19 protein-coding genes and 1 pseudogene are annotated in these 26,073 nt (G+C 71.0%); 12 read left to right on the top strand and 8 right to left on the bottom strand.

Annotated features, from left to right (window positions below; all coding sequences use genetic code 11):
- Positions 1-19 precede the first annotated feature (19 nt).
- From SSPS47_RS27805 to SSPS47_RS27795, 3 genes and pseudogenes are all read right to left on the bottom strand, one after another.
- Positions 20-663, bottom strand: a pseudogene (locus SSPS47_RS27805) (ABC transporter).
- The gene (locus SSPS47_RS27800; protein ID WP_239065081.1) at positions 660-1,514 is read right to left on the bottom strand and encodes an ATP-binding cassette domain-containing protein; all 855 of its coding nucleotides are present in this window, start codon (positions 1,512-1,514) and stop codon (positions 660-662) included. The pseudogene SSPS47_RS27805 and the gene SSPS47_RS27800 overlap by 4 nt, the downstream one beginning before the upstream one ends.
- A 55-nt stretch (positions 1,515-1,569) precedes the next feature.
- Positions 1,570-2,244, bottom strand: coding sequence for an AIM24 family protein (locus SSPS47_RS27795; RefSeq protein ID WP_164253342.1), 675 nt, complete (start codon positions 2,242-2,244; stop codon positions 1,570-1,572).
- 77 nt (positions 2,245-2,321) lie between these two features.
- Here SSPS47_RS27795 and SSPS47_RS27790 point away from each other — a divergent pair, with 77 nt between their 5' ends.
- From SSPS47_RS27790 to SSPS47_RS27770, 5 genes are all read left to right on the top strand, one after another.
- Positions 2,322-3,137, top strand: a complete 816-nt coding sequence (locus SSPS47_RS27790) for a peptidyl-tRNA hydrolase (RefSeq protein WP_239065343.1) — start codon at positions 2,322-2,324, stop codon at positions 3,135-3,137.
- Between the two features lie 117 nt (positions 3,138-3,254).
- Complete coding sequence (locus tag SSPS47_RS27785; RefSeq protein WP_203557937.1) at positions 3,255-4,043, top strand: DUF4142 domain-containing protein; 789 nt, start codon at positions 3,255-3,257, stop codon at positions 4,041-4,043.
- A 136-nt stretch (positions 4,044-4,179) separates the two neighbouring features.
- On the top strand, positions 4,180-5,589 hold the full coding sequence (locus SSPS47_RS27780; RefSeq protein WP_164253339.1) for a DUF692 domain-containing protein: 1,410 nt from the start codon (positions 4,180-4,182) through the stop codon (positions 5,587-5,589).
- Between the two features lie 6 nt (positions 5,590-5,595).
- Complete coding sequence (locus SSPS47_RS36060) at positions 5,596-6,555, top strand: TIGR04222 domain-containing membrane protein (protein ID WP_203557936.1); 960 nt, start codon at positions 5,596-5,598, stop codon at positions 6,553-6,555.
- Between the two features lie 222 nt (positions 6,556-6,777).
- Positions 6,778-8,514, top strand: coding sequence for an alpha/beta hydrolase (locus SSPS47_RS27770; RefSeq protein WP_164253338.1), 1,737 nt, complete (start codon positions 6,778-6,780; stop codon positions 8,512-8,514).
- A gap of 522 nt (positions 8,515-9,036) precedes the next feature.
- On the opposite strand, the gene SSPS47_RS27765 is transcribed toward SSPS47_RS27770, so the two are convergent.
- From SSPS47_RS27765 to hemG, 4 genes are all read right to left on the bottom strand, one after another.
- The gene (locus SSPS47_RS27765; protein WP_164253337.1) at positions 9,037-10,089 is read right to left on the bottom strand and encodes a glycosyltransferase; all 1,053 of its coding nucleotides are present in this window, start codon (positions 10,087-10,089) and stop codon (positions 9,037-9,039) included.
- Between the two features lie 401 nt (positions 10,090-10,490).
- Entirely contained in the window at positions 10,491-11,507 is a 1,017-nt protein-coding gene (locus tag SSPS47_RS27760; RefSeq protein ID WP_239065080.1) for a hypothetical protein, read from the bottom strand.
- 1,343 nt (positions 11,508-12,850) lie between these two features.
- Entirely contained in the window at positions 12,851-13,567 is a 717-nt protein-coding gene (gene hemQ, locus SSPS47_RS27755; protein ID WP_147875140.1) for a hydrogen peroxide-dependent heme synthase, read from the bottom strand.
- A 4-nt stretch (positions 13,568-13,571) separates the two neighbouring features.
- Complete coding sequence (gene hemG, locus SSPS47_RS27750; RefSeq protein ID WP_164253335.1) at positions 13,572-15,029, bottom strand: protoporphyrinogen oxidase; 1,458 nt, start codon at positions 15,027-15,029, stop codon at positions 13,572-13,574.
- 250 nt (positions 15,030-15,279) lie between these two features.
- Between hemG and SSPS47_RS27745 the strand changes: the two genes are divergently transcribed.
- Both SSPS47_RS27745 and SSPS47_RS27740 read left to right on the top strand, forming a co-directional pair.
- A complete protein-coding gene (locus SSPS47_RS27745; protein ID WP_239065079.1) occupies positions 15,280-16,194 on the top strand; it encodes a DUF4349 domain-containing protein in 915 nt (304 codons plus the stop codon).
- Positions 16,195-16,263: 69 nt separating this feature from the next.
- On the top strand, positions 16,264-17,649 hold the full coding sequence (locus tag SSPS47_RS27740; RefSeq protein ID WP_164253333.1) for an FAD-dependent oxidoreductase: 1,386 nt from the start codon (positions 16,264-16,266) through the stop codon (positions 17,647-17,649).
- Between the two features lie 5 nt (positions 17,650-17,654).
- On the opposite strand, the gene hemE is transcribed toward SSPS47_RS27740, so the two are convergent.
- Positions 17,655-18,746: a uroporphyrinogen decarboxylase gene (gene hemE / locus SSPS47_RS27735; RefSeq protein ID WP_147875144.1), complete on the bottom strand. Its 1,092-nt coding sequence runs from the start codon at positions 18,744-18,746 to the stop codon at positions 17,655-17,657.
- Between the two features lie 91 nt (positions 18,747-18,837).
- Here hemE and SSPS47_RS27730 point away from each other — a divergent pair, with 91 nt between their 5' ends.
- The 5 genes from SSPS47_RS27730 to SSPS47_RS27710 all read left to right on the top strand — a co-directional run bounded on the left by SSPS47_RS27730 (position 18,838) and on the right by SSPS47_RS27710 (position 25,572).
- Positions 18,838-19,512, top strand: a complete 675-nt coding sequence (locus SSPS47_RS27730; RefSeq protein ID WP_164253332.1) for a DUF3000 domain-containing protein — start codon at positions 18,838-18,840, stop codon at positions 19,510-19,512.
- Between the two features lie 245 nt (positions 19,513-19,757).
- A complete protein-coding gene (locus tag SSPS47_RS27725) occupies positions 19,758-20,417 on the top strand; it encodes a response regulator transcription factor (RefSeq protein ID WP_078074498.1) in 660 nt (219 codons plus the stop codon).
- 87 nt (positions 20,418-20,504) lie between these two features.
- The gene (locus tag SSPS47_RS27720) at positions 20,505-21,788 is read left to right on the top strand and encodes a ribonuclease D (RefSeq protein ID WP_147875146.1); all 1,284 of its coding nucleotides are present in this window, start codon (positions 20,505-20,507) and stop codon (positions 21,786-21,788) included.
- Between the two features lie 431 nt (positions 21,789-22,219).
- Positions 22,220-23,440, top strand: a complete 1,221-nt coding sequence (locus SSPS47_RS27715; protein ID WP_164253331.1) for an acetyl-CoA C-acyltransferase — start codon at positions 22,220-22,222, stop codon at positions 23,438-23,440.
- A complete protein-coding gene (locus SSPS47_RS27710; protein WP_164253330.1) occupies positions 23,437-25,572 on the top strand; it encodes a 3-hydroxyacyl-CoA dehydrogenase NAD-binding domain-containing protein in 2,136 nt (711 codons plus the stop codon). The genes SSPS47_RS27715 and SSPS47_RS27710 overlap by 4 nt, the downstream gene beginning before the upstream one ends.
- The last annotated feature ends 501 nt before the right edge of the window (positions 25,573-26,073 follow it).

Below are 26,073 nucleotides of genomic sequence, written 5' to 3'. Positions count from 1 at the left end.
CGTACTGAACGCCGCGCCCTCAGCCGCGCCGTACCCCGAGGACACAGACCAGCGCCGCCGCCACGGCCGCCACCAGCGCGGCGGCGGCCAGCGACCGTCCCGGCGTGTGGATCACGCCCGTACGCGAACCGGTCACCAGGCCGGTCACCGCGGCCTTCACCGGAGACCCGGTGGTCACCAGCGCGAGCAGCGCGAAGAGCGAGATCGCCGCGAGCGACCAGCCACGGCCGCGCAGCAGCGGCCGGGAGAACAGCGCGCCGACCGTGGCACCGGTCAGCAGACAGACCTGGGCCGCGAGCAGCCCCGCCGTCCCGGCCGGCAGCGGAGCCACGGTCACCAGGTGGTCGGCGCTCCTCGGGTCGCTGATGGCCGTGACGACCGCCGTGCCGACGACACCGAGCGCGCCCGCACAGGCCGTCGCGGCGAGCAGCCCGACGCGGCTGCCGTGACGACGCGGGCCGCGTCCGGTTCCTGCGTGACGCAGATCCGCACCAGCCACGCGGCGACCGGCAGCAGCGCGGCGGCGGCGACACCGAGCGAGTCGAGCACCGGCTCGCCGCTCCGGACACCGACGGCGAGGAAGATCGCACAGAGCAGGACCGGCGGGAGCCAGCGCTGCGAGCGCAGCAGCATGGCGGTGTGGTAGCGGAACAGTGCGGTCATGAAGTGGCATGCCCCGTCGTGCTCGTGGTGCGTGCGGTGCTCATCGCCTCTGTCTCGGCCTCGGCCGGCGCACGTACTTCCCGGATGTGCCAGGGCGGGCGCGCCGCGAGCAGCGCGCGCAGCAGGGCGTCGGAGTGCGCGACGGCGACACTCAGCAGGACGGTCCCGTCCTCGGGCCCCCGCTCGTGCGTGGGTGCGCCGGGCAGTCCGTCCGGCGGCGCCGCACCCGGCGGTCCGACGACCATGACCCTTACCCGCGGCCCCTGTTCGGCCGGGGAGCCCGGCGCCGTACCGCGTGCGAGCGCGTTGCCCGCCACCGTGTACACAGCGTCGGCCGCCCCCGCCAGGCGTCGTGGATCGTGGTCCACGAAGACCACCGTGCCGCCGTCCGCGACGCGTTCGGTGACCGCCAGATCGAGTTGCGTACGGGCCGCGGAGTCGAGCCCCGTCCAGGCCTCGTCGAGTACCAGCAACTCGGGCCCGGCGAGCAGCGCCTGCGCCACGGCGACCTTTTGGCTGGTGCCCTTGGACAGCTCGGAGAGCGCCGTACGGGCGTGGCCCCCGGCCCCGAAGCGCTCAAGCCACTCGGCGGCGCGCGCCTTCGCGGCGGCCCCGCGCAGTCCGTGGATCCGGCCCATGTGCGTGAGATACCCGGCGGCGGTGAACGGCAGGGCGACCGGGAAGCGTTCGGGGACGTACGCCGTACGGCCGGGGCGGCCGGTGACGCAGCCCTCGGTGGGCGAGTCGATCCCGGCGAGCAGGCGCAGCAGGGTCGACTTGCCGCTGCCGTTGGTGCCTTCGAGGCGGATCAGGCTGTACGGCGGCAGCGAGAGGTCGACGCCCCGCAGCACCCAGGGCCGCCGACACCGTACCGGCGGCCCACTCCTCGCAGTTCCATGGCGGGAGTCAGCTTCCGGCGGCCTGCGACGTGACCTCGCTCGGGCGGACGATGACGAATCCCTCGCCCTGGAGCATCAGTTGGACGGCCTCGCCGGAACCGCCGCGGATCATCGAGCCGACGGACTGCGAGCGGTGCAGCGAGGTGCTCAGCTGGGCGCTCCAGCCGACGACGGCGTCGGTGTCGACGTACACCGGCGCCTGCGGGCTGACCGGGATGACGATGGGGTTGCCCTCACAGATGATGGCGAGCTTCCCGTAACCGCTGAACAGGCTGTTGAAGAGACCGCCACCGGTCATGCCGGCGCCCTTCACCGTCTTGATCTCGTAGGAGAGTGTCGAGTCGAAACACAGGACGTTGCGGCCGTTGACGGTGAGCGTGTCGCCCTGGTCGATGTCGACGATGAAACAGTTGGCCGCCTCGTGCGCGAACCAGGCCTCGCCCTGGCCCTTCACCGCCATCAGCGGCAGGCCCTCGCCGGTGACGGCGCGCTTGAGCATGCCGCCGATGCCCTGGCCCTTGCGTTCGAACTGCAGATTGCCGCGGAAGGCGATCATCGATCCCTGACGCGCGTGCATTTCGCCGTTGACGGCGTACTTGACGGATTTGGCGTTCTGGAGGCTCATCCCGGGGGTCGTCGCCTGCTGCGCCATGTTCTCGCTGGAAAAGAGATCGCTCTTCATGCCGAGCATGGTCACCCGGAGGCGCCCATTCCGCCAACAATCCGGCCGGTCGGTGCTGGCACACTGGCCCCGTGAGCATCGACGACACCGCCGCCGGGGCGGCCGGCCCGGCGGACGACCGCGCCGGGGACCCGGCCGACAGCCCGTTCCGGCACGAGCAGACCGCGCGCGACGAGGCCCCGCAGTTCGTGCTGCCGCTGGTGGTACGGATCGAGAAGGCCGCGCCACCGACCCGTACCGACGCGCTGGAGGCCGCCGCCCGCGCCGTCCTGGTCATCCTGGCCGACGAGCGGTCGACGGGTGACGGCGAGTGGGCGCGGGCGATGCGGGACTGGCAGGACGCCCGGATCCGCAAGGTGGTGCGCAGGGCGCGCGGCGCGGAGTGGCGGAAGGCGTCGCTGCTGCCGGGGATCACGGTGGGCGGTCCGGGGCCGGACGCCGCGGCGGCGCGGGAACCTGTGGCGGCCGAGGGTCCCGGCTTCGCCCCGTACGCGGAGGTACGGGTCTTCCCGCCCGTCCCGCTGGACGGCTGGCCGAAGGAGCTGGCGAAGCTCCAGGTCTCCGGCACCGACCTGGACGACCCCGAGGACCCGCCCGCCACCGCCGACCCCGCCGCTCCCGTGCTCTGGCTCAGCCCCGGCATCGCCATGTCGGCGGGCAAGGCGATGGCTCAGGCCGGCCACGGCGCGCAACTCGCCTGGTGGGAGCTGTCGGAGACGGACCGCAAGGCGTGGCAGGAGGCCGGATTCCCGCTCTCCGTACGCACTCCGGACGCCGCGCGCTGGCGTCAACTGACCCGCAGCGGGCTGCCGTTGGTCCGTGACGCCGGGTTCACGGAGATCGCGCCGGGGTCGTCCACGGTGGTCGCTGACCATCCCGCGCTGCGACGTTGAACATTCCCGTGCCAGGATTCGTATCTCCCAATACCGCTAAGTAGGTTGCACGACCGGTCAGCGCGCGGTTGATTCCGCAGTGGTACGCGGTTGTACATCGGCCCGGGAGACACTTTGTTGCGACGTATCAACGGCACGGCACTCATCATCGCGGCTCTCGTCGCGACGGTCGGGGCGCTCGCCTTTCCTGTCTGGTCGTACGCCGACCGTTCCGGCACGGGGGAGGCGAATCTCGCGGCGTCGAGCGTGGCCACCCAGTGGGGTCCGCTCTCGGCGACGGACCGCGACTTCCTCGTGAAGGTACGGCTCGCGGGGCTGTGGGAGCTGCCCGCGGGGCAGCAGGCGATCGAGCGTGCCCCCAGCCAGGCCATCAAGGACGCGGGCGACCATCTCGTCGTCGGCCACACCGACCTCGACGTCCGGGCGCGCGACGTGGCGGCGAAGCTCGGCGTCGCGCTGCCGAACCAGCCCAACGAGCAGCAGCAGGGCTGGCTCAGGGAGCTGTCGGCGGCCACCGGCGCCGAGTACGACAGGAAGTTCGCCAACCTCCTGCGCAACGCCCACGGCAAGGTCTTCGCACTGATAGCAGAAGTCAGACATACGACACGCAACACCCTCATACGGCAGCTCGCGACCGACGCCAACCAGACGGTCCTGGACCACATCACGATGCTGGAGGCCACCGGGCTCATCGACTTCGACGAGATCGCGCGCGAGGCGGCGGGCACCAAGACCGCCAGCCCCACCGGTCCGCCGCCGCCGAACGGCAGTCTCCCGCCGTCACCGCCCGCCGCCTCACCGACCGGTGACAGCTCCTTCACCTCCCGGCCCTCCACCCAGCCGGGCGCTCCGACGGCCGTCAACACCAACCGTCCGGCGCCGCCGAGCGTCGAGGCGAGCCCGTGAGTCATCGGCCGGATCACCGGCCGTCACGGGAACCTCAAATGATGCTCTGAACGTCCCCTCCTCTGGATTCACCGGCGCCCGGCGGGGCCATTACCCCTGAACCGGCGCACGCCGAGGCACGGAAAAAGGGGGAGACATGAGCCGCACGACACACGTGGTGAACGTGGGAGAAGTCGGGAACGCGAGGTATCCGGGAGGCCTGAGGGCCCTGGGTATCGGTATCGGCTGGCGGCCCGAGATCGCGGAGGCGGTGGAGGCGCTGCCCGGCATCGACTGGGTCGAGGCCGTCGCCGAGAACGTCTGCGCGGGCCATCTCCCCGACTCGCTCGTCCGGCTCCGCGCACGCGGCGTCACCGTGATCCCGCACGGCGTCTCCCTCGGCCTGGGAGGCGCCGCGCGGCCCGACGCCAAGCGTCTCGCCGATCTCGCCGAGCGGGCCGAGGCCCTCGGCTCCCCGCTGGTCACCGAGCACATCGCCTTCGTCCGGGCCGGTGGCCCGCTCACCGCGTCCCCCACACTCGAAGCCGGCCATCTGCTGCCCGTCCCCCGCACCAAGGACGCCCTGCGGGTGCTGTGCGAGAACGTGCGCATCGCGCAGGACTCCCTGCCCGTGCCGCTCGCCGTGGAGAACATCGCCGCGCTGATCAACTGGCCGGGCGAGGAGATGACGGAGGGTCAGTTCCTGGCCGAGCTGGTCGAGCGTACGGGCGTACGGCTGCTGATCGACGTCGCGAACCTGCACACCAACCACGTCAACCGGGGGGAGGACCCGGCGACCGCACTGGACCAACTGCCGGTCGAGGCCATCGCGTACGTCCATGTCGCGGGCGGCGTCGAACGCGACGGCGTCTGGCACGACACGCACGCCCACCCGGTGAGCACGCCGGTGCTCGACGTACTCGCGGAGCTGCGCTCGCGGGTCTCACCGCCCGGCGTCCTGCTGGAGCGGGACGACAACTTCCCGCCGACCGCCGAACTCGCCGCCGAACTCGACACGATCCGTGCGACGCTGGCCGGCCCCGGGCCCGAGCGGACGTCAACCACGCTGTCCGGCAGGGCCGTTGAGGCAACCGAGACATCCGAGGCATCCAACGTGCCGAGGGCGCCCGAAGCCTCTCCGGCCGACGCGCCGACCGACCCCGCCCGCGAGCGGCTCGCCCTCGCACAGACCGCACTGCTGTCCGCCCTGGTCGCCGGGACCCCCGCCCCGGAGGGCTTCGACTCACGGCGGCTCGCGGTGCAGAGCCGGGCCCTCGCGGGCAAGCGGGCGGAGGTCGTCGCCAAGGTGGCGCCCGACATCCCCCGCATCCTCGGCGCCGAATACCACGCCGCGTTCCTCAACTATGCCAAGTCCCGCCCCATGCGCGCCGGTTACCGGCGCGACGCGCTCGACTTCGCCGAGCACCTGCTCATCGCCGACCGGCCCGAGGACGCGACGGCCCGCCGCGAGCTGACCCGGTGGTGGCGGGACCGCTCCGGCGCGCGACCGCCGCGCCGCGCGACCCGTATGGTACGTGCCGCCCGCTCCGTACTCGTGGGGCGGTGACCGGCCGTGGACACACTGATCACCACACTCCAGATCGCCATACCCCTGTCCTTCGTCACGCTCATCGTCGGAGTGATCACCGCGCGGTCGAGCGGCGGTACGACCGAGGTCCACGACCTCATGGACGTGGCCTTCCTCGGCGGCGGACCGGGCAGGGTCGCCGAGACCGCCGTCGTCGCGATGCACGCGGACGGCAGGCTGGGCATCGGCGGCCCCGGCATCGTCGCCCTGTACAGCGACGTCGCCCGCAACCCGGTGGAACGTGCCGTCATCGATGAGCACAACCGGGCGCCGCACGGCGCCCTGCACGCGCTGCGTCTCGCAGTGATGCGCGGCCGTGCCGTCCAGGACATCGGGGACTCCCTGGCGGCGCGCGGCCTGCTGGTGCCGGCCAGGAAGACCCGCGTGTGGGCGGTCTGGGGGCTGGCACAGGCGATCGTGTGCCTGCTCGCCGTGCCGCTGACCATCGTCCGGCTCATCAGCACCGCCTCGCCCGCGGTCATCCCGACGCTGCCGCTGGCAATGATCGGGATCATCTCGGGCTTCGCCTGTGCCGCGCTGGCCAGGCGGCGGCTCACCGCGGCCGGTGTGCGGGCTCGGCTGAAGTTCCGTACGGCGTACCGGCACATCACGACGCCCGACCACCAGATCGCCGTGGACGGTCACATGGCGCTGGACGACCCGCTGCTGCGGGAGCAGCTGACCGCCGCGCGGGGCATGCGGCCCGGCCGTGACTTCCAGCCCGCGCCGCATCTGGCCGCCACCGCGGTGGTGTGGTGCGCCAGTGCGGACTTCGGGGACGGCGGTTCGGGCGGGTCCGGCTGCGGCGGCTCCGGCGGTTCGGGCTGCGGCGGTTCGGGCGGAGGGTGCGGTGGGGGCGGCGGCTCCGGTGACGGAGGAGGAGGAGGCGGTGGTGGCGGCTGTGGCGGAGGCGGAGGCTGCGGAGGTGGTGGCGGCGGAGGCTGACCGGCGCCCGCCCCGTACGGCCGTACGGGGCGGTCGGCACTCGCGCTCGCACCCCGCGCACGGAGCACAGCGCACCCGATCACGCACCCCGTACGGGCCCATTGAGTGACTGTATGACGCATCGGGGTCATGGGCCCCGACACCGCTCACAGATCCTTTACATCTCCGGGGCTCCGGAGATGATCGCCTTCCCCCCAACGCGGCACGCCTGAAGGGAAAGCGATGAGAGCAGTTGCGAAGTACGGGGCCCTGGCCACCCTCGGATCCTTGGTCCTGTCCACCCTCTCCGCCGCACCGGCGGGCGGCGCGGACTTCGCCGGCACCTCGTCCGAGGCGCGCGGCACCGTCGTCGCCGCCAAGCGCGCCGCCGCCGCGGGGATCACCTTCCGGGCCTGCCCCAAGGCCGAGATGCTGCCCGCCCCCCTCACCTGCGGCACGGTCGAGGTGCCGCTCGACTACGCCCGGCCGGACGGTGAGCGGATCAAACTCACCGTCAGCCGGGTGAAGGCGTCGGGCAGGACGGGCGCCGCGGGCGGCGACGGCAAGGCCGTGGAGACCGTCCGGCGCCAGGGCGCGCTGGTCTACAACCCCGGCGGCCCCGGCTCCTCCGGCATGGCCTTCCCGTTGGCGGCCAAGATGCCCGAGTGGAAGCGGATCGCGGCGGCGTACGACCTGGTCGGCTACGCCCCGCGCGGGGTCGGCCGCTCCGCGCCGCTCTCCTGCCAGAACGCCGGGGACTTCGCGAAGGCCCCCACGCTCTCGCCGACGTATCCCACGGAGTCGTACAAGAGGGAGCGGATCTCCCGCGCCAAGGCGTACGCCCAGGGCTGCGCGCGCAACGCGGGAGCGTCCCTGCGCCACTACACGTCGCTGAACAACGCCCGCGACCTCGACGTCCTGCGGGCCGGACTCGGTGAGAAGAAGCTGTCCTTCATGGGCGCCTCCTACGGAACGTACTTCGGCGCGCTGTACGCGTCGCTCTTCCCCTCCCACGTACGCCGGATGGTCTTCGACTCGGCCGTCAATCCGGACCCGGAGCAGATCTGGTACCGCAACAACATGGACCAGTCCTTCGCCTTCGAGCGGCGCTGGGCGGACTTCCGCGCCTGGGTCGCCAAGCACGACGCGACGTACCACCTGGGCACCACGCCCGCCGAGGTCCAGCGCAACTACGAGCGGGTACGGGCGGAGGTCGCGCACCGGCCGGCGGGCGGCAAGGTCGGCCCCGGCCAGCTCCACGCGGCGATGCTCGGGGCGGGCTACTACGACGACTACTGGGCGATTCGGGCCACGGCCCTGTCCGAGTTCCTGAAGGGCAACACGAAGCCCCTCGTCGACCAGGCCGCGCCGCGGCCGGCGGCGGCCGTGGGCAACGAGAACAGCAACGCCGTCTACACGGCCGTGGAGTGCAACGACGCGCCGTGGCCGACGGACTGGAAGGTGTGGGACCGCGACAACACCGGTCTCGCGGAGGTCGCGCCGTTCGAGACGTGGGACAACGCGTGGATGAATCTGCCGTGCGCGTTCTGGCCGGCCCAGCGCCGGCGGCCGGTGGACGTCCGCACGAGCGCCGGTGAGCTGCCACCGACGCTGATCCTGGCCGCCGAGCGGGACGCGGCGACGCCGTACGCGGGGGCACTGGAGCTCCAGCGGCGCCTGGCCGGATCCGTCCTGGTGACCGAGCGCGGCGCGGGCACGCACGGCATCGCGGGCGGCACCAACGAGTGCGTCAACGACCACGTCGAGGCGTATCTGCTGACCGGGAAGACACCGGTGCGGCGCGCAGAGTGCGCGCCGCACGCGGCACCGAACCCGGTGTCGCTGGCAGAGCACACTGAACTGCGAAGAAGGCTGAACTCAGGCGTTCGGTCCGAGTCCGTGGAAGCATCATTGGAGCACGGCTCATCATCTCGTCCCACGGCGTACACGCATGAGAGGCGAACTCCGGCCGGGACGTGATCAGTGTCCAGGCGCAATGGCGCCTGTGCAGTTTCCCCAAGGCCGGGTAAATCGCGTTTTCGCGGGTTCACGCAAGGGCCATCGCGTCGAGGGCCGACCTTCCGGGCCGGTGGCCGTAGGAGCCAGGGTGGAACACGGGATCCACCCGCTTCTCCATGTGAGCGGCCACCGCCGTTCGGGCGATCCCCTTGGACACGGTCGGCACGCCGAGGAGACGGACTCCCTTGCCATGCGGCTTGGAAATCTCCACACCTTCCACAGGAGGGGGAAGGCCCTGCGCGTCACCTTCCGCAGCATGTGGCGGCTTGAAGCCCCCCCCGCAGGGCGGCTCCCCAGGTGCCCACGATCAAGGGAGACCGCAGCTCATCGCGACGGCGAACCCTGCGAATTCCGCCTACCGCAATCGATCTCGTCCACTCCTGGAAACCTCCGCGGTGCGCGACGATCCCAGCCTCACGTGCCCTGGCGACGCAAGCGAGGGAATGCCCGAAAAGTCCGCCACGGAACCGGGCCGCCCACTTCTCACTGTCGAGCACCGAGGCGACCGATTGAGAATCCGCGGTTGATCACAGTTTGCCTCCGATACACCTCCGGCAGGTCGGCCAAACCTAGAAGTTGATCGCAGGCCCAGACCGACTCGGCATATTCGCCGATCCAGTAGGAGCTAACGGACAGTTCAAACAGAAGCCCCCATCGATAGACCCAGGGGTTCGTGAACAGTACATCCCCCGCGGGGACCGGACGACCGATGCCGGCCTTGGCGAAGATGTAAGCAGCATTATGCCGCCTCATCTTCCGCAAGCGCGAGGAGAGTTGATAGCAGGCTTCAAGCCGCTGCGGTCGAGACTCCCATGCCTTGGTCAGACACTCCATTCCCCCCGGCCAATCCCCAAGTTCAGCGCGCAAGATCCCCGCCTCGAGGAGTGCAACATAGACTTCTTCTCCCCATCCACCCATCATTGCTCGCCGCTCGTAGAGCTCAATGGCTTCTGCGCCGTTCCCCATGTCGCGCATCGTCTGCGCCAGATAGAAGACAGCACGATCATTCTTCGGATTGCGAGCCAGTTCGTCTGCCAGCAATGCGGCATCTCTCTCGAACTTGTCATGCCGCGAGCCACCGTCGGCGAAATCCGAGATCACAATCTCATCGAGCAGTTCCTGCTTGTCTTCTTCTTCAGTGTTCAGGTACTCGTGGGTTGCGCCCACATAGTTCCAGTCGATGTCGCCGCGGACCAGCCGCTTCACCCGATACTCCAGATTCCCTTCATGTCGCAGCATGTAGGAAGTGCCGGTCAACGCGGGAAGAGGGCTCTCCAGTCGGACGGTGTGATCCGCGTCCAGCAGCAGCAGATAATCCGCCCTGCCGAAGGCGTGCTGAATATTGTGCGTTCGATTGTGCCCAAAGTTCACCCAATCATCCTGGTGGAGCTCCCCCGGGATGCCCTCCAGCGCGGATCGGATGAGCGACTGCGTCCCATCGGTCGAACCGGTGTCCGAGATGATCCACGAGTCGATAAGACCGCGTACGGAGTCGAGGCAACGCCCGATCACTCGCGACTCATTTTTGACGATCATGCACAAGCAGATTGTGGACACCTTTGCATTCCTCACTCAATTCGACTACAACGAGAATGGCCGGGGTCGGATTCACCGCACGGCAGGTACACGCGGCCAACCGCATTCGGGGGCTGACATCATCGAAGCATTTGAGATGTCGAGGAGGCGCGACATGCGCCTCCTCGATATCCAAGGGATTGCCGAACGGCTAGATCGGAATCACCGTCACGCGCACTCAGCAACCGCCGTGACACTGACACCGAGGATACTCGCGCCCTCGACTGTTACGCTCCATGATTCCGCCGGGGCGGCGGCCCGCGCGTTCTCAGTGAAACTGACGACCGCAGGACCGGTAAGGCGGAAACCGCCTCCGGTGAGAACCGAACCAGCGGGGCATGTGGCGACTGAAGTAACGCTTCCTACGAGCGGAATCGCCACCGTATTGCCGACCGCTTCGGTGGTGCTGACGGGACCGGCCGGACCCGTCGGACCGGTCGCACCGGTCGCACCGTCAGCGCCATCGGCACCCGCAGGACCCGTCGGACCGGTCGCACCGTCAGCGCCATCGGCACCCGCAGGACCCGTCGCACCGGTCGCACCGTCGACACCGTCAGCGCCGTCGGCACCCGCAGGACCCGTCGGACCCGTCGCACCGGTCGCACCGTCGACACCGTCAGCGCCGTCGGCACCCGCAGGACCCGTCGGACCGGTCGCACCGGTCGCACCGGTCGCACCGTCGACACCGTCAGCGCCGTCGGCACCCGCAGGACCCGTCGCACCGGTCGCACCGGTCGCACCGTCGACACCGTCAGCGCCGTCGGCACCCGCAGGACCCGTCGGACCGGTCGCACCGGTCGCACCGGTCGCACCGGTCGCACCGTCGACACCGTCAGCGCCATCGGCACCCGCAGGACCCGTCGCACCGGTCGCACCGGTCGCACCGTCGACACCGTCAGCGCCATCGGCACCCGCAGGACCCGTCGCACCGGTCGCACCGGTCGCACCGTCGACACCGTCAGCGCCATCGGCACCCGCAGGACCCGTCGCACCGGTCGCACCGGTCGCACCGTCGACACCGTCAGCGCCATCGGCACCCGCAGGACCCGTCGCACCGGTCGCACCGGTCGCACCGTCGACACCGTCAGCGCCATCGGCACCCGCAGGACCCGTCGGACCCGTCGCACCGGTCGCACCGGTCGCACCGTCGACACCGTCAGCGCCATCGGCACCCGCAGGACCCGTCGGACCCGTCGCACCGTCAGCGCCATCGGCACCCGCAGGACCCGTCGGACCGGTCGCACCGTCAGCGCCATCGGCACCCGCAGGACCCGTCGGACCGGTCGCACCGTCAGCGCCATCGGCACCCGCAGGACCCGTCGGACCCGCAGGACCCGTCGGACCCGTCGGACCTGCGTGGCCGCCGCAGTCCGGATCACCGTACTCCGGGGCACCGTACGTGGAGCAGGGAGGCGTTTCTCCGCCACCCCCACCTTGACTGGATGCCGCTGAAGCACCGGCCGCTGCCGCTACATGCCCCCCGGACAGAACAGCCGAGGCGATGGCGACTCCACCGATCAGGCTCCACAACTTCTCGCGTCTGGCTCTGGTGAAGCCGTAGCGGGCGCGTGCATTCATCACTTCTCCTTGGTGACTGAGTCTGGTTGGCTCCCGATGTGAGCCACACACGCATACTTACGCCAAGTGTTCGCTTGTGCACTTTGAGTGATTTTCGCCGCACTGTAAGCGGCCAGAGTCATACGAGGTTCGAACTCCCCCGGGAAGGCACCGCGTCAGCGCCTGCTTCGCTTCTCGGAGCCGTCCACCGCCGCCGCATCCGTTCGCTGGGTGACTCCCGATACACGATTCGCGACTTGAGGGGTGACAATTGCGCCATCGTGCTGATCCTCCCGGTGCGGCCAGGGGCAGAATGCACGGAAACAGCAGGTCAGAGGGCACTTCTCAGTAGGGCTGTCCCGCAGTCCCGGGCGGGCGCGTGGCCAGAAGTTCGCCGTAGGCCAGGCGGGAGTGGTCGTCGACGTCGGAGGGCATGCGGCTGCATCCGGCACGGATGGCAGCTCCATGCGGGGGTGGTGGCCTGTTCATGGCTCTGCTGCCGACCAGTGGTCCGGTGCCCGCCGCTCTCCGGTATGTTGCCGGGCTTCTCGATGTCGACGTGGACCAACTCGCCCGGCGGGGCCCGTTGGTGCCGCCTGACCGGCTCGCCGATGGCGACGGTCGGGCCAGGACAGCCGGCTTCACGCCGTGCCGGGCCAGGATGCGGTGCACCCTCGCAGTGGCAGCCCCAGGATCGGGGGTGGGAGAGGACGGATCTCACGTTCGGTCCGCGGTCGGCACAGTCGCCTTGATGCCGGGCAGGGTGTTCCGTCGTCTGCGGTCTGCTGGAACGGACGTGCAGAGCGGTATCACCTCAGGCCGGCCAGCACTCGGACCCGCTGGGCCCGGTCCTCTTCCAGGACCGGGCCCAGCGTTTCTCGCCGTGCTCCCGTGGGAGCACGGCGCCGGGCTCATCGACGCTGATCGCCGCAGCGGCGGACAGAGAGGAAGAACGGGGACCTCTCCCGCAGATCAACGCGTTTCCGCAGGCCAGAGCCCGTTGGAGCCCGGAGCCGAACCCGGTGTCGCTGGACGAGAGGTCCGGCCGCGGGCTGCCGCCGGTCGTCTGATCTTCCGGGTGGGACGGCCGGGCCGCCCGGGGGCGGACCCTGCCGTCACGCAGTTGTGCGATCGCCCGGGGCGGATCGCGGGCCGCGCCTGTGGATCAGGCGAGTTCGGCGACCAGGTCCGCGACCGACTTGCGGCGGCCGGTGTAGAACGGCACCTCTTCCCGTACGTACAGCCGTGCCTTCGAACCGCGCAGATGACGCATCAGGTCGACGATACGGTCCAGTTCGTCGGCCTCGAACGCGAGAATCCACTCGTAGTCACCGAGCGAGAAGGATGACACGGTGTTGGCGCGGACGTCCGGATAACCACGGGCCATCTTTCCGTGGTCGGCGAGCATCGTACGCCGCTCCTCGTCGGGCAGCAGATACCAGTCGTAACTGCGCACGAAGGGGTAGACGCTCACGTAGTTGCGCGGCGTCTCGTCGGCCAGGAAGGCCGGCACATGGGACTTGTTGAACTCGGCGGGGCGGTGCAGCGCCATGTTCGACCAGACGGGGTCGAGCGCCCGGCCGAGCCTGGTGCGGCGGAAGAGGTTGTACGCCCCCTGGAGCTCGTCCGCGGTCCCGGCGTGCCACCAGATCATCAGGTCGGCGTCGGCGCGCAGCCCGGACACGTCGTACGTCCCGCGCACGGTGATGTCCTTGGCGGCGAGCTGGTCGAACAGCTCCTGGACCTCTTCGGCGTAACCGGCCCGGTCCTCCGGCAGCAGATCGCGCAGCTTGAAGACGGACCACAGCGTGTAGCGGATGACGTCGTTGAGATCCTTGGCCTTCTTGCCCGCGTTGGGGATCTTGTCTGGTGCGGAAGTCATACGGCTATTGTCCCGTGTCCCGATCCGTGCCCCGCGCCAGGGTCGGCGTGGCCATGATCTCGTCGGCGGCGCGCCTGGCGCTCGCGATACAGGCGGGGATGCCGACGCCGTCGTAGGGCGCGCCGCACAGACGCAGCGCGGGGAGTTTCGCGACGGCCTCGCGGATACGGGCGACGCGGGCGAGGTGGCCGACCGGGTACTGGGGCAGGCCGCCGATCCACCGTGTCACCTCGGTGGCCACGGGGCGCGCCGCGAGTCCGGTGGCCGCGCCGAGGTCGCGCAGGGAGACCTCGACGAGTTCGGTGTCCTCGCGCTGGAGCTGGTCCTCCTCGCCGTACCGTCCGATGGAAGTGCGCAGGACGAACAGGTCCGGCGCCGACTCGTCGACCCAGCCCCACTTGCGGGTGGAGAAGGTGGCGGCCTTGATGGTGCGGCCGTCGACGGGCGGTACGAGGAAGCCGCTGCCGTCGGGCAGACCGGGCAGCTCCGTGAGGGCGGCGCGGGGGAAGGCCATCGTCACCAGGGCCATGGAGGCGTACTCGATCGCGGCGAGTTCGGCGGAAGCGGCGGGCGACTCCTGGGCGAGGAGCGCGGAGGCGGACCAGGCGGGGTTCGCCAGGACGACCCCGTCGGCGGCGACGATCTCCTGATCGGTCCTGACCGCCCAGCCGCCCGCGGTGCGGGTGAGTGCGAGGACGGGCGTCTCCTCGCGGATGTCGCCCCCGCGTGCCCGTACGGAGTCGGCGACGGCGCCCGGGAGGCGGCCCACGCCGCCGTCGATGCCGGTGAACACGGCTCCGCCGCCGGGCTGTTCGGCGGCCCTGGACCGGATGGCGCGGACGGCGTCGAGCATCGAGTCGTGGGTGCGCAGCGCCTCGAAGAGCTGGGGGACGGCGGCGCGCATGGAGATGCGGTAGGCGTCGCCCGCGTAGACGCCGCCGAGCAGGGGCTCCACCAGCCGGTCCACGACCTCGCGGCCCAGGCGCTGCGCGACGTACTCGCCGACGGACACGTCGTCGCCCACGGACACCGGCCCGAGGTCGCGTTCGCGGCCGATCCTGGCTGCGCCTTCCACGGAGAGCAGACCGCCGAGGGCCGAGGCGTCGGCGGGAACGCCCATCACATGGCCCGTGGGCATGGCGTACAGCTCGCCGCGCGACCAGACGGAGGCCGAGCTCGTGGCGGGCGGCCGGAGGCGCTCACCGAGCCCCACGGAGCGGGCGAGGTCGACGGCCTCGGGGCGGCGCGCGAGGATGGACTCGGCGCCGAGGTCGACGGGGGCGCCCACGATCTCACCGGCCTTCAGTTTGCCGCCGAGCCGGTCGGTCGCCTCCAGGAGCGTCACGCGGGCCCCGGCGGAGAGCAGCCGGTCGGCGGCGGCGAGACCGGCGATGCCGCCTCCTACGACGACGACATGGGGCGCGGGGGCGGAGAGAGGCGTGGGATTCGGGCTGCTCACCATGGTCTCCACTCTCTCAGACCACCCCCGACGTCGGCCCGGCGCGCCCCTGCCCGTACCGAGTCCCGACCGTGACCGCTTCGCGACCGGAAAAGCGCAACCCGCTTCCGTACCGGTCCGTCGAACCGGCGACATTCACGCACGGCAGCCTTGGGGGACCGACATGCGTGCACTTCCCGCATTCGCGGCAGCACTTCTCACCGCTTCACTCGCCCTGGCGGGATGCAGCGCGTCGAGTTCGGACAGTGGAGACATGAAGGCCGAGAGCGCGGCCGAGCCGGCGGCGGGCCGGCAGGGGGCGGGAGCCGCGGCGGACGAGGACGCCGGCAAGCAGCAGACCGGCAAGGGCGATGCCGTCGACGACAAGTTCGCGAAGACCCATGTGATCCGCACCGCCACCCTCTCGGTGGAGGTGAAAAGTGTGACGAAGGCGCTCGCCAAGGCCCGCAACGTCGCGCTGGACGCGGGCGGGGTGGTCGAGGACGAGACCACCGAGCGGATCGACGACACGCACGTGGCATCGAACGTCGTACTGCGGGTCCCGGAGGCCGAGTACGACTCCGTCCTCACCGAACTGGCGGGCGCCGGGAAGCTGTTGGCGCGTTCGGCGAACGCGAAGGACGTCACCGAGCAGGTGGTCGACGTGAACAGCCGGATCGCGACGCAGCGCGCGAGCGTCGACCGCGTACGGAAGTTGATGGACCAGGCCGAGGACATCACGGACGTGGTGGCCCTGGAGTCGCAACTGAACACGCGCCAGTCGGAGTTGGAGGCCCTGTTGGCCAAGCAGGCGTCGCTCGCCGACCGGACGACGATGGCGACCGTCACGCTCGACCTCAGCGAGCGTCCGAAGGAGGAGAAGGACTCCGGGGACGGGGACCCCGGCTTCCTGGACGCGCTCGGGGGCGGCTGGGACGCGCTGGTGACGGTGCTGCGGTGGATCGTTGTGGTGATCGCCGCGAGCCTGCCGTTCGTCGCGGCGCTGGCGGTGCTGCTCGGGCTGTGGCTGCTCTTCGGCGCCCGGCTGCGCTCCCGGCGTACGCGGACCCCGGCACCGGCGCCCGTCCCGGCCGGGTCCCACGCCCCGGCCGCGGTGCCGGATCCGGCACCGGCACCGACACCGGCGCCCGACGCGGACCCGTCGCCCGACGCGGGCAAGCGGGACTGATCCGGCGCGTCCGCGTAGCGTCTGTGTGCCGGGCGCACGGTGCCCGGCACACACGCGAAGGGACGCGCAATGGCAGCGGAGCGCTTGGTGGTCATCGGCGGCGACGCGGCGGGAATGTCCGCCGCGTCGCAGGCCCGCCGGTTCAAGGGGCCCGAGGAGCTGGAGATCGTCGCCTTCGAGCGCGGCGACTTCGCCTCGTACTCGGCGTGCGGCATCCCGTACTGGGTCGGTGGCGACGTCGAGCGGCGGGACGACCTCGTCGCCCGCACGCCGCAGGAGCACCGGGAGCGCGCGATCGATCTGCGGATGCGGACCGAGGTGCTGGAGATCGACACCGGGGGCCGGCGGGTCCGCGCCCGGGATCTGGACAGCGGGTCCGAGTCGTGGACGGGCTACGACAAGCTGGTGATCGCCACGGGCGCGCGCCCGATCCGGCCCCCGCTGCCGGGCATCGACGCCCCCGGTGTGCACGGCGTACAGACCCTCGGGGACGGCCAGGCGCTGATCGAGACCCTGGCCCGCACGGGCGGCGACGGCGGGCGCGCGGTGGTCGTGGGCGCCGGTTACATCGGCGTCGAGATGGCGGAGGCGCTGCTCAAGCGCGGGTACGAGGTCACGGTCCTGCACCGCGACGAACAGCCCATGGCGACACTGGACCCGGACATGGGCCGGCTGGTCCACGAGGCGATGGACGGCCTCGGCATCACCACGGTCGGGGGCGCCGCCGTCACGGAGATCCTCACCGGCGACGACGGCCGGGTCAGGGCCGTCGCCACCGACGGCGCCGAGTACCCGGCGGACGTCGTGGTGCTCGGCATCGGTGTCCGGCCGGAGACGGAGCTCGCCGAGGCCGCCCGTCTGCCGCTCGGCCCGCACGGCGGGCTGCTCACCGATCTGTCGATGCGGGTACGCGGTCATGAGTCCATCTGGGCGGGCGGCGACTGTGTGGAGGTGCTCGACCTGATCACGGGCACCACGCGCCACATCGCGCTGGGCACGCACGCCAACAAGCACGGCCAGATCATCGGCGCCAACGTGGGCGGCGGCTACGGCACCTTCCCGGGCGTCGTCGGCACGGCCGTCAGCAAGGTGTGCGACCGGGAGATCGCCCGTACGGGACTGCGGGAGAAGGACGCCCGCGCGGCGGGGCTCAGGTACGTCTCGGCGACCATCGAGTCCACCGGCACCGCCGGGTATCTGCCGGGGGCGCGGCTGATGACGGTGAAGATGCTCGCCGAGCGCCGTACGGGCCGGCTGCTCGGCGTGCAGATCGTCGGCGGCGAGGGCGCCGCGAAGCGGGTGGACATCGCGGCGGTCGCGCTGACGGCGGGGATGACGGTGGAGCGGATGACCGCGCTGGACCTGGGCTACGCGCCGCCGTTCTCCCCGGTCTGGGACCCGGTCCTGGTGGCGGCCCGCAAGGCGACGGCGGCGGTCCGCAAGGCGGGCTGGTAGCGGGGCTACCGGGCGGTGCGCGTGTGGACGTGTTCCACCAGGCGCGTCAGCGAGTCGGGGTCCATGTTCGGCAGCACGCCGTGGCCCAGATTGAAGATGTGTCCCTCCAACCCCTTCGCGGCGTCGAGGACTTCGTCGGTCTTCGTCTCCACCGCCCGCGTGGGGGCGAAGAGGACCGCCGGGTCGAGATTGCCCTGGAGCGCCTTGCCGGGGCCCACCCGGCGGGCCGCCTCGTCCAGCGGTACGCGCCAGTCGACGCCGACCACGTCCGCGCCCGCCTCGCCCATGAGCCCGAGCAGCTCGCCCGTACCGACGCCGAAGTGGATGCGGGGCACCCCGTATCCGGCGATCATGTCGAAGACCTTGGCCGACGCGGGCATCGCGGAGCGCCGGTAGTCGGCGGGGGCGAGGGCACCCACCCAGGAGTCGAAGAGCTGTACGGCGCTGGCGCCCGCCTCGATCTGCACCTTCAGGAACGCGCCGGTGATGTCCGCGAGCCGGTCGAGCAGCTCGGCCCACAGCTCCGGGTCGCCGTACATCATGGCCTTGGTGTTCTCGTGGTTACGGGACGGTCCGCCCTCCACGAGATAGCTCGCGAGCGTGAACGGGGCGCCCGCGAAGCCGATCAGCGGGGTGGACCCAAGCTCGGCGGTGAGCATGCCCATCGCCTCGGTGACGTAGTGGACGTCGTCCGGCGTCAGATCGCGCAGCTGCGCCAGGTCGGCGCGCGTGCGGACGGGGTTCGCGACGACGGGCCCGACGCCCGGCTTGATGTCGAGGTCGACGCCGATGGCCTTGAGCGGGACGACGATGTCGCTGAAGTAGATCGCGGCGTCGACCTCGTGCCTGCGTACCGGCTGGAGGGTGATCTCGGTGACCATGTCCGGCCGCATGCACGAATCCAGCATCGCCGTGCCCTCGCGCAGCTTGCGGTACTCGGGCAGCGACCGGCCCGCCTGCCGCATGAACCACACGGGCGTGTGCGGCACGGGCTCGCGCCTGCACGCCTTCATGAAGGCGGAGTCGCGGGTGGCGAGTGTCGCCGCTGTCGCTGCGGTCTTCGTCGGCTGGCCCGAGGGGCGGTCGTTGGCGCTCACGCCCAGAATCTTCGCATGTACACAGAAGCGGCCGGGCCGGGCCGGGTGTCCTTCACCGCACTGGGCGTGCGTTCCGCCTACTCTTCCCCGCATGGCTGCGGCTCAGGGACAATTTTCTGATCATTCCAACGGCGTCGGAGGCACGGGGGACGGGGAGGAGGGCTCCGTCCCGTCGGCGTTCCGGCTGGCCGTCGAATCACTGAGGACGGCGCGGCTGCGCCCCGAGATGGAGATCGACCCGACCAAGCCGCCGGGGCGGCTCGCACCGCACGCGTACGCGCTGGAGGCGGCGGTCGTCCAGGGGGACGACGACCTGGCCGACGGCAGACTCGTGCTCCTCCACGATCCCGACGGGCACGACGCGTGGAAGGGCACGTTCCGGCTGGTGACGCTCGTGCGGGCGGAGCTGGAGCCCGAGATGGCGGCGGACCCGCTGCTGCCGGAGGTCTGCTGGTCGTGGCTGACCGGGGCGCTGGAGGCGCGCGGTCTTACGTACGGGGAGCCGAGCGGCACGGTCACGCGTGCGGGGTCGCACTACTTCGGCGGGCTCTCGGAGCGCCGCCCGGTGACGCAGATCGAGATCCGCGCGTCCTGGACGCCGCGTGAGGGCATGGGTGGAGTCCCGGACTCGGCAACGCACTTGGCCGCCTGGTGCGATCTGCTGTGCCAGCTCGCGGGCCTGCCGCCGGCGGCCCCGACCGGCCCCACCGAGCCGGGCGCGGGCGTGGTCACACTCCCCCAGCGCCGGGGTCCGCAGGCGCGGTAGGACGGGGGCGGCCGGGCGGGCTCACGGGGTCCGCCCGATGGCCGGTTTTCGCTCGGCCAAAGAGGGGACCACTCGTAGGATGATCGATCACGCTTCCGAATTGCCCGAATTGTTACTCACTAATTCGTGATCATTCTCTAAAGGCGGGGACGGTAGCTGCCGAAGAGGTCAATGACCCTTCAAGCACGGCTCGCCCCCGGCTTCATCCCCGAGCCGGTCCGTCCCGCACCTTCCCAGGAGGCCTGGTGTCCGTTCTCCTCGAGCAGCCCGCAAGCCTGGTCGCCTACCGCCCGAACAAGCCGACGGCCATGGTCGTCGTGGCCGACCCCCGCGTACGCTCCACCGTCACCCGCCACTTGTGGGCGCTCGGAGTACGCGACGTCATCGAGGCTTCGTCCATCGCGGAGGCGCGCCCCCGCGTCGGCAATCCACGCGACATCTGCGTGGCCGACGTCCACCTGCCCGACGGTTCCGGGCTCACCCTGCTGTCCGAGACCCGGGCAGCGGGCTGGCCCAACGGCCTCGCCCTCTCCGCCGCCGACGACATCGGCGCGGTGCGCAACGCCCTCGCGGGCGGAGTCAAGGGCTACGTCGTGACCGGAACCCGTACGAATATCGGCCACCCCGGCCGCCCCGGCGCCGCACCCATCGGCGCGGGACCCCGCATGCACCGCCGCCCCCCGGGTACCCCGAGCCACCCGGGCGGCTACCGCGAGCTCTCCGGCCGTGAGGTCGAGGTGCTCAGGCTGGTCGCCGAAGGCCAGTCGAACAAGGCGATCGGCGTCTCCATGGGCCTGTCGGCCCTGACCGTCAAGAGCCACCTCGCCCGCATCGCGCGCAAGCTCGGCACGGGCGACCGGGCGGGAATGGTCGCCGTGGCCCTCCGTACCGGAATCATTCACTGACCGGTTTCACCCGCCCCACCGGCCGCATCGCCCGCCGACGGAACGTTCCGTCGGCGGGCGGCGTCCGTTCACAGATACCCTTGACACGTGACCGACGCCCAAGAGACCGCAGCAGACCCAGCACTGCGAACCACCGGGGGCGCTCCCCCGGCCGACGTCGAAACGGCGCCGATCCCTTTGTTGGAGCCTCGCGAAGGCATTCCGCCGGTGGTCGCCACCGACGAAGCGCTCGCCGAGGTGATCGCTTCCTTCGCCGCGGGCACCGGCCCGCTGGCCGTCGACGCCGAGCGGGCGTCCGGCTACCGGTACGGGCAGAGCGCCTACCTGGTCCAGCTGCGCCGTGAGGGCGCGGGCACGGCGCTCATCGACCCCGTCGGCTGCCCCGACCTCTCCGCCCTCGGCGACGTACTCGCCGACACCGAGTGGATCCTGCACGCCGCCACACAGGACCTCCCGTGTCTCAGGGAAATAGGCATGCGCCCCACGCGGCTGTTCGACACCGAGCTGGCAGGGCGGCTCGCGGGCTTCCCGCGGGTCGGCCTCGGCGCGATGGTCGAGAACGTACTCGGGTTCGCCCTGGAGAAGGGTCACTCCGCCGTCGACTGGTCGACCAGGCCACTGCCGGAGCCGTGGCTGCGGTACGCGGCGCTCGACGTCGAGCTGCTGGTCGATCTGCGCAACGCGCTGGAGAAGGAGCTGGACCGGCAGAACAAGCTGGACTGGGCCTGGCAGGAGTTCGACGCGATCGCGTCCGCCCCGCCGGCGCCCCCGCGCAAGGACCCGTGGCGCCGTACATCCGGCATGCACAAGGTCCGGCGGCGCCGGCAGATGGCGGTCGTACGGGAGCTGTGGAACACCCGTGACCAGGCCGCCCAGCGGCGCGACGTCTCCCCCGGCAAGGTGCTGAGCGACGGCGCGATCATCGAGGCCGCGCTGGCGCTGCCGCTGAACGTGCAGGCCCTCACCGCGCTGCCCGGGTTCGGGCATCGGATGGGCAGGCGCCAGCTCGAACAGTGGCAGACCGCGATCGACCGGGCGAAGTCGCTGCCCGACACGGAGCTGCCGCAGCCCGGACAGCCGCTGAACGGTCCGCCGCCGCCGCGTTCGTGGGCGGACAAGGACCCGGAGGCCGCGGCCCGGCTCTCGGCCGCCCGTGCCTCGGTGACGGCGCTCGCGGAGCGGCTGAACATGCCGCAGGAGAACCTGATCACGCCGGACACCGTGCGGCGGGTCTGCTGGGAGCCGCCGGCGGAGCGGAGCGTGGAGGCGGTGTCGGAGGCGTTGGCCGCGCATGGCGCGCGGCGGTGGCAGGTGGAGCAGGTGGCGCCGCTGTTGGCGCGGGCGTTGGGGGCGACGGCCGCGACGGGGTGACCGGGGGTTCCCGGTGCCGCCCGGTGCCGCCCGGTGGTCGGTTTTGGCCTCAATCGCCGGCCGGGCTCGGGGTGGTCGCGGTGGTGGCCGGGTGCCGCTGCGGGGTCATGTCCGGACGGCGTGATTTACGGCGCGTGCAAGGCTCGTTGGTGTATGGGGAACCGGGCTTCTCACGCGCCGTAAATCACGCCGTCCGGACACACCCCTCCAAAGACCCCGAACCCCGCCCACGACCGACAACCGCAACCAAGACCCCGGACACCGCGCCCCGGAAGGGCCCCGCCCCCCGACCGCCACCGGCAACCGCAGCCGAGGCGCGTGACCCGCGGAACACCCCCCGGCCCTGTGCAAGTGCGGTTACCCGTAAGTAGCATAGGATCGGAAAGCGCGCCCGCAGCAGAGTCACCCCCGCACCCTGGAGGAGAGCCATCGTGCCTCGTACCATCAGGGATGTCGTCTTCGTCGACGGCGTCCGCACCCCGTTCGGCAAGGCGGGCCCGAAGGGCATCTACCACGAGACCCGGGCCGACGACCTGGTCGTGAAGGCGATCCGGGAGCTGCTGCGCCGCAACCCGGACCTCGACCCCGCGAAGATCGACGAGGTCGCCATCGCCGCGACCACGCAGATCGGTGACCAGGGCCTGACCATCGGCCGTACCGCCGGCATCCTCGCCGGGCTGCCGCAGTCCGTCCCCGGCTACTCCATCGACCGCATGTGCGCGGGCGCGATGACCGCCGTGACGACGACCGCCGGTTCCATCGCCTTCGGCGCGTACGACATCGTCGTCGCCGGCGGTGTCGAGCACATGGGCCGCCACCCGATGGGCGAGGGTGTCGACCCGAACCCGCGCTTCGTCTCGGAGAAGCTCGTCGACGAGTCGGCCCTGTTCATGGGCATGACGGCGGAGAACCTGCACGACCGCTTCCCGCACATCACCAAGCAGCGCGCCGACGAGTACGCCGTGCGCTCGCAGGAGAAGGCCGCCAAGGCCTACGCGAACGGCAAGATCCAGCAGGACCTCGTGCCGATCTCGGTGCGCCGCACCAGTCCCGAGGGCGGCGAGACGGGCTGGGGCCTGGCCACCGCCGACGAGCCGATGCGCCCCGGCACCACGCTGGAGTCGCTGGCCGGTCTCAAGACCCCGTTCCGCCCGCACGGCCGTGTCACGGCCGGCAACGCGGCGGGCCTCAACGACGGCGCCACCGCCTCGCTGATCGCCTCCGAGGAGTTCGCACGCGAGGCCGGGCTGCCGGTCAAGATGCGTCTGGTGAGCTACGCGTACGTGGGTGTCGAGCCCGAGGTCATGGGCTTCGGTCCGATCCCGTCGACCGAGAAGGCCCTCGCCAAGGCCGGTCTGTCGATCGATGACATCGGCCTGTTCGAGATCAACGAGGCTTTCGCCGTACAGGTGTTGGCCTTCCTCGACCACTACGGCATCGCCGACGACGACCCGCGCGTCAACCAGTACGGCGGCGCCATCGCGTACGGCCACCCGCTCGCGTCCTCCGGCGTACGGCTGATGACGCAGCTGGCCCGGCAGTTCGAGGAGCAGCCGCAGGTCCGCTACGGCATCACCACCATGTGCGTCGGCTTCGGCATGGGCGCGACGGTCGTCTGGGAGAACCCGCACTTCGACGGAGGAAACAAGTGAGCACCGCTGAACTCCTGAAGGGCGCGGCCGAGCTGTTCCCGGACGAGGTCGTCACCCAGGCGCATGTGCGCCACCTCGAACTCCCCGGCGGCGTGGGCACGTTCGCGCTCATCACGCTGGACAACGGCCTGGACCACACGAAGCCGACGACGTTCGGGCCGCAGTCGCTGGCCAACGTCGACGCGGCGATCACCCAGGTCGAGGCCGAGGCCGCCGAGGGCAAGATCGTCGGTGTCGGTGTGACCGGCAAGCCGTTCATCTTCGCCGTCGGCGCCGACCTCAAGGGCGTCGAGCTGCTGAAGCGGCACGAGGACGCGATGGCCATCGGCAAGGGCGGCCACGACGTCTTCAAGCGGCTGGCCGCGCTCGCGGTGCCGACGTTCGCGTACTACAACGGCGCCGCGATGGGCGGTGGCGTCGAGATCGGGCTGCACTGCTCCTACCGCACCGTCTCCGCCGCGCTGCCCGCGTTCTCGCTGCCCGAGGTGTTCCTCGGTCTCGTTCCGGGCTGGGGCGGCTGCACGCTGCTGCCGAACCTGATCGGCGCCGACCGTGCGGTCACGGTGATCATCGAGAACTCGCTCAACCAGAACAAGCAGCTCAAGGGCGCGCAGGTCTATGAACTGGGCATCGCCGACGCCCTGTTCGAGGGTGCGGACTTCCTGGAGCAGTCGCTGCTGTGGACCGCCTCGGTCCTGAGTGGCGCGCTGAAGGTGGACCGTCCCGAGATCGACCGGGGCGCGGCCTGGGACCAGGCCGTCGAGCGCGGCAGGTTCGTCGCCGACTCCAAGGTGCACGGCGCGGCCCCCGCCGCCTACCGGGCGCTGGACATCATCGCCGCCGCCAAGGACGGTGACCTCCAGGCGGGTTACGACGCCGAGGACACCGCGCTCGCCGACCTCATCATGGGCGGTGAACTGCGGTCGGGGATCTACGCGTTCAATCTCGTGCAGCGGCGCGCCAAGCGCCCGGCGGGCGCGCCCGACAAGTCGCTGGCGCGGCCCGTCACCAAGGTCGGCGTGGTCGGGGCGGGTCTGATGGCCTCCCAGCTGGCGCTGCTGTTCCTGCGCCGGCTCGAAGTGCCCGTGGTGCTGACGGACATCGACCAGGAGCGGATCGACAAGGGTGTGGGCTACGTCCACGCCGAGATCGACAAGCTACTCGGCAAGGGCAGGATCAACCAGGACAAGGCCAACCGCTACAAGGGCCTGGTCACGGGGGTCCTGGACAAGGCCGACGGTTTCGCCGACGCCGACTTCGTCATCGAGGCCGTCTTCGAGGAGATGGGCGTCAAGCAGCAGGTGTTCGCGGAGATCGAGGCGGTCGCCCCGGCGCACGCGATCCTCGCCACCAACACCTCGTCGCTGTCGGTGTCGGAGATGGCGTCGAAGCTGAGGAACCCGGAGCGGGTCGTCGGCTTCCACTTCTTCAACCCGGTGGCGATCCTGCCGCTGCTGGAGATCGTGCGCGGCGAGCAGACCGACGACGCGTCGCTGGCGACGGCGTTCGGTGTCGCGAAGAAGCTCAAGAAGAGCGCGGTGCTGGTGAAGGACGCCCCGGCGTTCGTCGTCAACCGCATCCTCACCCGCTTCATGGGCGAGATCCAGAACGTCATCGACGAGGGCACCCCGGTCGCCGTCGCCGAGCGGGCGGTCGAGCCGCTGGGTCTGCCGATGTCGCCGCTGGTCCTGCTCGAACTGGTCGGCCCCGCGATCGGGCTGCATGTCTCCGAGACCCTCAACAGGGCGTTCCCCGACCGCTTCACGGTCTCGCAGAACCTGGCGGCCGTGGTGAAGGCGGGCAAGCGGGGCTTCTACGTGCATGCCGCCGACAACACAGCGAAGCCCGAGCTGGACCCGGAGGTCGTGGCGCTGCTCAAGCAGGGCGACACGGTGCTGACGGAGGAACAGACGCGGGCGCGCGTGCTGGACGCCGTGGCGCAGGAGATCGGTCTGATGCTGGACGAGGGCGTCGTGGCCGAGGCCCAGGACATCGACCTGTGCCTGCTGACCGGGGCGGGCTGGCCGTTCCATCTGGGCGGTATCACGCCGTACTTGGACCGGGAGGGCGTCTCGGAGCGGGTGAACGGGAAGAAGTTCCTGGAGCCGGGGGTTGCGAGCGTCCCCGCGTAGCGGACACGGTTCCGGGCCGGGCGGGAGAGTCATCTCCGGCCCGGCCCGTGACCGTTTTGGCCTCAATCGCCGGCCGGGCTCGGTTGGTGCGGGGTTTCGTTGACCGGGTCCGGCCGGTGGTCGGTTGTGGCCTCAATCGCCGGCCGGGCTCGGTTGGTGCGGGGTTTCGTTGACCGGGTCCGGCCGGTGGTCGGTTGTGGCCTCAATCGCCGGACGGGCTCGGTTGGTGCGGGTCGGGGGCCGGGTGCCGCTCCGGGGTCATGCCCGGACGGCGTGATTTACGGCGCGCGCAAGGCTCGTTGGTGTATCGGGAACCGGGCTTCTCACGCGCCACGAATCAGCCCGAGTGTCCGGACACGACCCCTGCGCGTCCCCCTTCCAACCTGCGGACCGGTGGGGTGAGAACAGCGCCACGTGACGGCGCGAGGGGGCGGGGTCGCAGGAGGGGTGTGTCCGGACACTCAGGCTGATTTGTGGCGCGTGAACACGATGGGTCAGCGG

The organism is Streptomyces sp. S4.7 (assembly GCF_010384365.1).
GTDB lineage: Bacteria > Actinomycetota > Actinomycetes > Streptomycetales > Streptomycetaceae > Streptomyces.
The sequence above is the reverse complement of the archived record's forward strand: the minus strand, read 5'-3'. Positions and strand labels throughout refer to the sequence as shown.

Bases quoted from the DNA above. Each gene is read 5' to 3' on its own strand.
- SSPS47_RS27745 (WP_239065079.1), top strand. From the start codon at position 15,280: ATGAAGGCCGAGAGCGCGGCCGAGCCGGCGGCGGGCCGGCAGGGGGCG.
- hemQ (WP_147875140.1), bottom strand. From the start codon at position 13,567: ATGACTTCCGCACCAGACAAGATCCCCAACGCGGGCAAGAAGGCCAAG.
- SSPS47_RS27770 (WP_164253338.1), top strand. From the start codon at position 6,778: ATGAGAGCAGTTGCGAAGTACGGGGCCCTGGCCACCCTCGGATCCTTG.
- SSPS47_RS27740 (WP_164253333.1), top strand. From the start codon at position 16,264: ATGGCAGCGGAGCGCTTGGTGGTCATCGGCGGCGACGCGGCGGGAATG.
- SSPS47_RS27730 (WP_164253332.1), top strand. From the start codon at position 18,838: ATGGCTGCGGCTCAGGGACAATTTTCTGATCATTCCAACGGCGTCGGA.
- hemG (WP_164253335.1), bottom strand. From the start codon at position 15,029: ATGGTGAGCAGCCCGAATCCCACGCCTCTCTCCGCCCCCGCGCCCCAT.
- SSPS47_RS27765 (WP_164253337.1), bottom strand. From the start codon at position 10,089: ATGATCGTCAAAAATGAGTCGCGAGTGATCGGGCGTTGCCTCGACTCC.
- SSPS47_RS27795 (WP_164253342.1), bottom strand. From the start codon at position 2,244: ATGAAGAGCGATCTCTTTTCCAGCGAGAACATGGCGCAGCAGGCGACG.
- SSPS47_RS27780 (WP_164253339.1), top strand. From the start codon at position 4,180: ATGAGCCGCACGACACACGTGGTGAACGTGGGAGAAGTCGGGAACGCG.